This is a genomic window from Micromonospora zingiberis, assembly GCF_004331455.1.
Taxonomy (GTDB): Bacteria; Actinomycetota; Actinomycetes; order Mycobacteriales; family Micromonosporaceae; genus Micromonospora; species Micromonospora zingiberis.
The window spans coordinates 24,585-33,780 of the sequence record NZ_SJJR01000034.1 but is presented as its reverse complement, the minus strand read 5'-3'; the positions used below and the strand labels follow the sequence as shown (position 1 = coordinate 33,780).

At 68.3% G+C, this 9,196-nt stretch carries 4 protein-coding genes and 1 CRISPR repeat array; all 4 genes read left to right on the top strand.

Features of this window, described 5'->3' with window-relative positions:
- Position 1 precedes the first annotated feature (1 nt).
- Positions 2-1,976: direct repeats of the CRISPR family, unit length 37 nt; unit sequence CCTTCACCGACCCGCTGAGGTCGGTCTCCATTGCGGC.
- 674 nt (positions 1,977-2,650) lie between these two features.
- Genes cas7g through E0H26_RS28080 form a run of 4 tightly spaced genes read left to right on the top strand, consistent with a single transcriptional unit; the run spans position 2,651 to position 9,052 of the window.
- Positions 2,651-3,805, top strand: coding sequence for a type I-G CRISPR-associated RAMP protein Csb1/Cas7g (gene cas7g, locus E0H26_RS28095; RefSeq protein ID WP_131309356.1), 1,155 nt, complete (start codon positions 2,651-2,653; stop codon positions 3,803-3,805).
- 3 nt (positions 3,806-3,808) lie between these two features.
- Positions 3,809-5,206 carry a type I-G CRISPR-associated protein Csb2 gene (gene csb2, locus E0H26_RS28090; RefSeq protein WP_131309354.1) on the top strand — a complete coding sequence of 466 codons (1,398 nt, stop codon included), beginning with the start codon at positions 3,809-3,811 and terminating at the stop codon, positions 5,204-5,206.
- Positions 5,193-8,096, top strand: a complete 2,904-nt coding sequence (gene cas3g / locus E0H26_RS28085; RefSeq protein ID WP_131309352.1) for a type I-G CRISPR-associated helicase/endonuclease Cas3g — start codon at positions 5,193-5,195, stop codon at positions 8,094-8,096. The genes csb2 and cas3g overlap by 14 nt, the downstream gene beginning before the upstream one ends.
- On the top strand, positions 8,093-9,052 hold the full coding sequence (locus tag E0H26_RS28080; RefSeq protein ID WP_131309350.1) for a type I-G CRISPR-associated protein, Cas3-extension family: 960 nt from the start codon (positions 8,093-8,095) through the stop codon (positions 9,050-9,052). The genes cas3g and E0H26_RS28080 overlap by 4 nt, the downstream gene beginning before the upstream one ends.
- Positions 9,053-9,196 lie beyond the last annotated feature (144 nt).

Below are 9,196 nucleotides of genomic sequence, written 5' to 3'. Positions count from 1 at the left end.
GCCTTCACCGACCCGCTGAGGTCGGTCTCCATTGCGGCATGGCGTACGCGGCCACCGAACGCGCGAGGCTACGCGCCTTCACCGACCCGCTGAGGTCGGTCTCCATTGCGGCATGGCGTACGCGGCCACCGAACGCGCGAGGCTACGCGCCTTCACCGACCCGCTGAGGTCGGTCTCCATTGCGGCCTGCTCCTCGACGTCCCGCCGATGGCGACCAGGTGGTGACCTTCACCGACCCGCTGAGGTCGGTCTCCATTGCGGCCTCGCCGGGGCCAAGAGCGGAGCGTTCGACCACATCTGCCTTCACCGACCCGCTGAGGTCGGTCTCCATTGCGGCACCTGCGCCGGAGACAGCACCTCAACGTGATCGAGCAGCCTTCACCGACCCGCTGAGGTCGGTCTCCATTGCGGCTGGCAGCGTACGGCTAGGCCCGTGAGCGACGGGCCAGACCCTTCACCGACCCGCTGAGGTCGGTCTCCATTGCGGCTCTGGTTCGTCGCGGGCTGGCTGCTCGCCGCGTTCGTCGCCTTCACCGACCCGCTGAGGTCGGTCTCCATTGCGGCGCCGGGGTGCACCCGAGCGAGACGGAATCGGCCCAGGCCTTCACCGACCCGCTGAGGTCGGTCTCCATTGCGGCCGGGGTGGTTACCGGGGTGGTTACCTGGCCTTCACCGACCCGCTGAGGTCGGTCTCCATTGCGGCGGTAGACCGCGGTGGGGACGCTCAACAGCCGCGGTGACCTTCACCGACCCGCTGAGGTCGGTCTCCATTGCGGCATCCTGGGCGCTCACGCGGGCTCCTGGGGCTGCTCACCTTCACCGACCCGCTGAGGTCGGTCTCCATTGCGGCGTGTCGTTGACGGCGCGGGCAAGCGCAGCCGACAAGTCCTTCACCGACCCGCTGAGGTCGGTCTCCATTGCGGCGTCGGATGCCGCCTCACCTGTGCGTCCGGCCACCACCTTCACCGACCCGCTGAGGTCGGTCTCCATTGCGGCGCGTTGTTCACCCGTCCGGCGACTGGCAGGGTGCAACCTTCACCGACCCGCTGAGGTCGGTCTCCATTGCGGCCGAGCAACCGACGTCGTGGACGCCATCTACGCCACCGTGCCTTCACCGACCCGCTGAGGTCGGTCTCCATTGCGGCTCGATCATCGAGATGTAGGGCTGTTTGACGCCAACGGCCCTTCACCGACCCGCTGAGGTCGGTCTCCATTGCGGCCGCCGATTAGTGGCGACGACAGCATTTCCGACGCAGACCTTCACCGACCCGCTGAGGTCGGTCTCCATTGCGGCTTGCGTGGCGACGCGGCCGGGCTGCTGGCGGTCGCATGGCTGCCTTCACCGACCCGCTGAGGTCGGTCTCCATTGCGGCCTGGCCGGCGGCTTGGGGGCCGGGGTGGGGTTGGGCGACCCTTCACCGACCCGCTGAGGTCGGTCTCCATTGCGGCGTTGCCCTGGCAACGACGCTGACCCTCAAGGACCGGCACCTTCACCGACCCGCTGAGGTCGGTCTCCATTGCGGCCGGCTGATGATCGGCTGACGCGAATGTCCGGCCTGTGCCTTCACCGACCCGCTGAGGTCGGTCTCCATTGCGGCACCGGCACCTTCCCGGCCTCGCGGGCCTCGGCGACTGCCGCCTTCACCGACCCGCTGAGGTCGGTCTCCATTGCGGCCTGCTGAGGGTCAGCGAATCCCGATGTGCCGCCAGGTGACCTTCACCGACCCGTTGAGGTCGGTCTCCATCGCGGCACGCTCGACGGCGGCGAAGCGACGCTGAACCAGGTCAACCTTTGCCGACCCACTGAGGTCGGTCTCCATTGCGGCTCGAACGCCACGACGGCAGCGGCCATGTGGTCGCCGTACCTTTACCGATCCGCTGGGGTCGGTCTCCATTGCGGTGCCGCCACCAGCGCCCGGAACAGGTCGACCTGCATGAACCTTCACCGACCCGTTGAGGTCGGTCTCCATCGCGGCGGCCGGAAGGCTGGCTTTGACGGGACGCTGCAGCCGGTGCCTTCACCGACCCGCTGAGTTTGAACTCGCTGACGGGCGTTCGTCGTCGCTGGGATCCGGCCGGAAGCTGGGGCGTGATGGGGTACGCGGATGAGTTCGATCGGCATCCGGACGAGGGCACTTCAGTGAATTAGCTAGAGGCCAGCCATCTGAACCTTCGCATCAGATCTGGTGTGTTAACGCTCAGTGATGCTACGCTCCCTGAGCGCGCACATCGCTGATCATCGAGTTGAAAGTAGAGATTCGACATGCGCGTACCTCGGTCGATCGAACGTCAGGTGGTACGCAGGCTGCGCCAGGGCTGTCCGCCCACCTTCGTGGCACGCGAGTATGGTCTGCCACGGCGGGTTGTTGTCGCGCTCTGGGTTGCCCATGGCGGCGGTGACGGTAGTGGGTCGTCGGTCCGGAAGGATCGACGGCGTCCGCGTTAGCCCAAGCCGCAGAAGACTGACGGTGCGCTCCATTGGGGCAGTGAGTTCGCCAGGTGTCAGCCGTGGCTAGCTGTCATGCCGCACCGTCGAGGGCCGGCTGGTGCTTCCGGGTAACTCCGTTGCGCCAGCCGGTTCACTCTTTGTTGGACTGTCGTAGCTCTCTGGTATCTGTTTCGCGGACTAGTGAAGTGGCTGGAGGCGATCATGGCGAGTGTCGAGTTGGTAGATCGGCTGGTTGCTGCGGTGGGGGAGCAGCGTCGCGAGAGCGGGCTGGTCGTCGAGGCGGTGTATCAGCCGGTGGGAGGGGTTGGTGGAAAGGTGATGCCGCCGACTTTTCCGCCGCCGGAACGGGGTGGCTCGCCGTACCTGTTGGAGGAGCGCTGGATCGATGGTGAGCGGATGCTCACCGTGGTGGTCGACCAGGTGCCGAGTCAGGCCAACCGGGTGGAGGAGGCGCTGCTTGCGGCCCGCGACGGTGGGCGGCTGTCGGTGCCGATCTTTGAGATGGTGGTCGACGGTGTTCGGTTGACGTCGCTGCAGTTTCCGCACCGGTACGCGGATGCGTACCTGCGGGACAGCGAGGTGGACGGGGTCCGCTTTGACGACAGTCCGGTCGGTAAGTCGCTGCGGTCGACCACCGTGCTTGACGTACGTCCGTTGTACGCGCGTGAGCCGTACTCGCTGCTGTTCGGGGCGTGGGATTCGCACCGTAAGGGGCGGTGGCCGCGTTTCGCGCGGCTGTACCAGTCGATGATGTACGGCTTGGATCCGATCGTCGGTGATCGGCGTAGCGGGCGGTTCGACCCGATGAATCTCACCGGTGCGGTTGACGACAAGGCGAAGGCCGAGGCGGACTGGCGGTTTGTCCCGGAGGGGCAGAAGGCCAAGGGCGGTCGGCTGAGTGAGATCGGGCATGGCCATATCGCACCGAACCCCGCGCATGGGGGGGTGACGGTCCGGGAGGTACGTCGGCGCGCGTGGGTGTCGTTCGCGAGTCTGGAGCGGCTGCGGTTCGGGGAGGCCTCGGCAGAGGCTGCCGGGTTGGCCAGGGCCGCGCTTGCGGCGTTGGCGCTGGTGGGAGACCGGTTGGCGTTCGGGCGGCCGTCGGTGTCGTTGCGTTCGGGTTGTGATCTGACGCGGATCTCCGAGACGGTGGCTTTTGAGGTTGCCGGCGGTGAGCTGGAGCCGATCGAGGTGTCGGTAGCTGATGCGATCACCGCTTTTCTCGCTCTGCGGCAGCGGGCGGCGGCTGCGGGTGTGCCGATGGCCGACGACGTGGTGGCGGTGACGCCGATCCGGCAGCTGCGCGAGGCGATGGTGTACGCGCGTACCCAGGCCGTCGCGGACGCCGAGGAGTAGGCGGTGGCCTTCGCGATCCAGGTTCGGCTGCGAGAGGGACGGTACGACGCTGCAGGCATCGACTCGGCTGCGCCGGAGTGGCCGCCGCATCCGGCGCGGTTGTTCTGTGCGCTGGTCGCTTCAGTGGATTCGGAGGCGGATCGGGAGGCGTTGCGGTGGCTGGAGACGGCGGGGTTGCCCGAGGTGTGGGCGACTGCCGAGGTGGCCACGACGCGTACCTCCGGGTATGTGGTGTTGAACGCTACCGGTGGCCGGGGCAGCCAGACATGGCCAGGTCGGGGCAGTGGACTGCGGCAGCGGTCCGGCGTGTTACCAGGGTGCGACACGTTCGCGGTGCTGTGGCCGGCAGAGCCGGATGACGCGACGCTGGCGCGGCTTGTTCGTCTCGCCTCCCAAGTGCCGTACGTCGGTCGGAGCACGTCCTCGGCTGAGGTGACGGTGGTCGCCGCAGCGGTGCCATCTCGGCCGGAGTGGGTCAGGTTTGCACCGGTGCCGTTGGGCCGTGTGGCGAGTGTGCCGCTGCGGGTGCCGTATGCCGGGTATCTGGACGCCTTGGAGCAGGCGTACGCGGATGGTGTGCCCGCGTGGCATGTCACCGCACCCGCGATCGCGTACGCTGCTGAGTCCGAGACGACGGACGCGCCGGCGGCCGGGGTCGTCGACGGGCCGTACGCGGATCTGTTGATCTGGGGGCTGCGCCGACCGGCGGTGCCGGTGCGTGGTGATGACCTGCTGTCGGTGACGGACGGTCTGCGTCGCGCGGTGCTCAGCCGGGTTGCTGATCCACTGCCGGTGCAGGTGAGCGGGCACGGTGCGGACGGCCGGCCGCATGTGGCATACCTCGGTCTGTTGGATGTCGGTCACCGGCACGCCGACGGGCATCTGCTCGGGGCCGGGGTCGCGGTGCCACGGCAGCTGCCGGACGCGGACCGTCGTGCCCTGCTGCGTGGCCTGCTGGGCGCGGATGCGGCCGATCCGATGTCGCTGCTGCGCAGCAGGCGCGGGCAGCGGCTGGAGTTGCAGTATCCGCCCGTGGAGCTTCGCGGATTGGACCCCGGACGGTGGTTGGCACCGGACGGTGCGCGCAGCTGGGTGACGGTCACTCCGCTGATGCTCGACCGGTACCCCAACCGCCGTCACGACCTCGCCGACGTGATCGCTGGCTCGCTGCAGACGGCGGGTTACCCGGCGCCGGCCAAGGTGGAGACGCTGGTCGAACCGGTCGTGCGTGGGGCGATGCGCGCACCCCGGCCGGGCAGCGTGCCGCGGTGGGCCCGGAAACCCATGTTGCACTGCCGGATCGAGTTCGCGCAGCCGGTCCGCGGACCGGTGATCGCCGGAGCCCTGCGCTACCTGGGCAGCGGGCTGTTCGTCCCGGAGGTCGAGCATGTTGACCGTTGACCAGTTCGCCGACTTCTTCGGCGAGGTACACAGCGGCGGGGACCCGTCCCAGGCCCGTCGGCAGCCGTTTCCTTGGCAGCTGGCCCTGCTCCGGCGCGTCGTCGAACGGGGGTGGCCAGACGGCGTCGACGTGCCGACCGGGCTGGGTAAGACTTCGATCCTGGACGTGGCGGTCTTCGCGGCCGCTCTCGGCGTGGACGGTGCGCGTCGGCGGATCTTCTACGTCGTGGACCGGCGCCTCATCGTTGATGAGGCGTACGAGCACGCCCGTCGCATCGCCGCAGCCCTCGACCGGCCGACCGGTGACACCACCCGCCTGGTGGCGCAGCAGCTGCGTGCCTCCGACGACGACGTCACGTTGGACGTGACCCGCATGCGCGGCGGAGTCACCTGGGAACGGACCTGGCTCGAACGCCCGGACCGGTATGCGATCGTGACCGGCACGGTCGACCAGATCGGCAGCAGGCTCCTGTTTCGAGGCTACGGTGTCAGCGAGCGGGCCCGTTCCATCGACGCCGCACTGGTCGGCACGGACAGCCTGATCGTCATCGACGAGGCGCACCTGGCCCAGGCGTTCGTGAACACCGCGCAAGCCGCGTTCGACCTCGACGCCACTTCGGTGGCACGCCGCCCTGTCGTGGTGACGATGTCCGCCACCAGCCCGCCGCGGCGGACCACCGAGCAAACCGCCGTTGGTGATCGCATACATCGCATCAGCGAGGACGACGAACAGCACGAGATCGCCGGCGAGCGGCTGACCGCCGCCAAGCGCCTGCACCTGGTTGAGGTCAAGACCACGAAGAAGTCCGAGGATTCGGTCGTGTCCGCCGCCATGGCGGCCCTGGCCGAGCGGCTCGCCGAGGGTCGAGTGGTCGGTGTCGTCACCAACACGGTGGCCCGCGCCCGGGCCGTTTTCGAGCTACTCCGCGACCAGCACGACGCCGTCCTGCTCACCGGGCGCAGCCGCCCGATCGACCGGGACTGCTTGCTGGCCGCCTACTACCCGCGTCTCCGTGTCGACCGTGATCGTGACCAGCAGCAGCCACTGATCGTCGTAGCCACCCAGACCATCGAGGTCGGCGCCAACATCGACCTCGACGCCCTGATTACGGAAAGCGCACCGCTCGCTTCACTGGTGCAGCGGCTCGGCCGACTCAACCGGGTCGCCCGCAGCCGCCACCCGCACGGCGTCGCCGTCGTCGTGCACCCCACCGCGACCGGCGAGGACGATCCGGTTTACGGGCCAGCGCGGCTCGCCACCTGGCAATGGTTGGCTGACATCGTCGAACCGGTCCGGTACGCGCAGCAACTCGACCCCACCAGAGCGGCCCACTGGCTCGATGCCGCACCAACTGCTCTGCGTCGCCTCACCGCGACCCTCACTGACGACGAGCACGCCGCGATGCGCGGGATCACCCCGTACATTCCGGTACTCCAGCGCCATCACCTCGACACCTGGGCCCGCACCGCGCCGGCCCCCGAACCCGACCAACCGATCGAACCGTTCCTGCACGGAATCACCGACAACCAACCGCCGATATCAGTGGTCTGGCGCCACGGCCTCGGCAACCCCGACACCTGGGCAGAACTGATCGACGAAGTACCCCCGGTCGCTGAGGAAACTCTGGAACTACCCGCAACCGCCGTACGCCGATGGCTGCTGGAGTCCGGCACTGACCACAGCGCCAGCGACCTGGACAACCCGACCACCATCCCGACCGGGCCGACCGATACCAACAGCCGACAGCCAGCCCGGATTCCGTTGGTGCTGAGGTATCGCGGGCGAGGCGACGCCACGCTCGCGGCACCCTGGCAGATCTGTCCCGGCGACACCATCGTCCTACCCACTGACGTGGGGGGCTGCGACCCGTACGGATGGCATCCGGCATCGACAGACCCTGTGCTCGATGTCGCCGACCTCGCGCTGCGACGCGGACGGCCCGTCCTGCGACTAGGTCCCACCCTCGTGCAGGCAACCCGACGCTGGGGCGAACAGTTTGCCGGCCTCGCCCAACGACTGGTTGACCAGGCAGCGGCGGACGCTCATACGGCCCGGCCTGTCGCCGAACCGTACCTGCCGACCCTGAAGACCATGCGGGACACCGCACCGGGCGGTCCGCTGCGCGACGTCCTCACCGCGCTCCTCGGCGCGCACCCCCGAGTGACCCGACGAACTCCCGTGAGCACAGGCTTCCGGCCCTACCTCGGACTCATCGCCGCCCAGATCGGCAGACTCGGCGACGACGACACCGCCGCGGGATCGTCGAGTGCCGGACAACGCATCCGCCTCACGCCGCATCAGGCAGCCGTCGCCGCCCGCGCTCGCCAGTTCGCCGAACGACTCAACCTACCGACCACTGTGATCCAAAGCATCGCAGCCGCAGCCCGCTGGCACGACGAGGGCAAACGCGACCCCCGCTTCCAGACCATGCTCTGGGGCGGCGACCGCGCCGCCGCCGAGATCGCCGACGAACCGCTGGCGAAATCCGGCCTCGACCCCAGCGACCGGGCAGCCTTCGCCCGCGCACGGAAAGCCAGCGGCTACACGAACGGCATGCGCCACGAGGCGCTGTCAGCCGTCATCGTCGCCGCACGGTCAACCAACGACCCTCGCGTCCACCCCGAGCTGGTCATCCACCTCGTCGCCAGCCACCACGGACACGCCCGCCCGCTCCTGCCGCCCATCATCGATCCGGCACCCACAAAGGTCACCATCGATGACGTGGGCACCTTCGACACCGCCGACACCATCGACTGGCAGCAGCCGAGTCGCTTCATCGACCTCAACGCCACCTACGGACGATGGGGCCTCGCACTGCTGGAAACCATCGTCCGGCTCGCGGACATCTGGTGCTCCGCCCGCAACGAAGCCATCGAGGACACGCCGTGACCCACCGCCTACCGCTATCCGCACTCGACGGACGCGACCCCCTCGGTTTTCTCGCCGCACTCGGGCTGCTTCGGCTACTCGCCACCCACACCACCGCTGACGTACGCCTTAGCTTTGACGACACCACCGGCCAGGCCACTCTCCACGGCCCCTACCACACCTGCCGGCACGTCGCCGACGACCTCGCCGCGATCGCCGCCACCATGACCGACGACACCGTCATCCCCGGCCTCCCCGCCGCCTTCCCGCTACCCAAAACAGGCACCAAGGGATCCGACCCGATGCGAGTCGCTCGCGACGACTACCCCACACTCCATGACGCGGTCACCGAACTCGGCGACGACGCCGTGCAATGGCTGTCCTGCCTCATCACCGACCTCGGCCATGACGACCGAGGACGAGTCGCGCTCACCCCGTACTCCGCCCCCGCTGGCCAGCAAACCGTCCGATCCTTCTTCGGAGCATCCGCCGCCCACATCCGCGCCCGACCAGAACACCTGCTGGACGCACTCACCGCATGGCGACGCATCACCGGCTTCACCGGCGAATACCTCGACCATCGAGTACTCCACAGCACCGCAGACCACCCACGCGGCGAACCCGGATCAGAACGAGGCGTACCGGGAGCCACCTGGCTCGCCATCATGGCCTTACCGCTACTGCGACTCGCCGGAGACGGAACCACCGCTACCGCCACCCTCTGGCGACGACTTCCCAACCGACGACGCATCATGCTCTGGCCGCTCTGGCGACAGCCCCTCAATCTCGCCGCCATCACCACCCTCATCGAGCACCCCGACCTCGCACCAACCAGCGACGGCAACCACATCACGATGCCGGGTGAAAAGGCCAAAGCGCTCGGAGTCTTCGCCGTCGCCGCCGCCCAACGACGCCCCATCGAAGGGCGCAAGTCCGCCGGCGTCCTCGTGCCCATACCGGTCAACCTCACCGCGTAGCAAGACATACTCGTTCGCCCGCGATCCGAACCTTGACAACTCCACAAACCATGGGCCAGCCCGACCACCGGACTTCAATCGATCTAGGAACCCCAAGCACGCACAGCGCAAGCGAGAGGTTCCGAACCGCCGTAGGCGCATGGA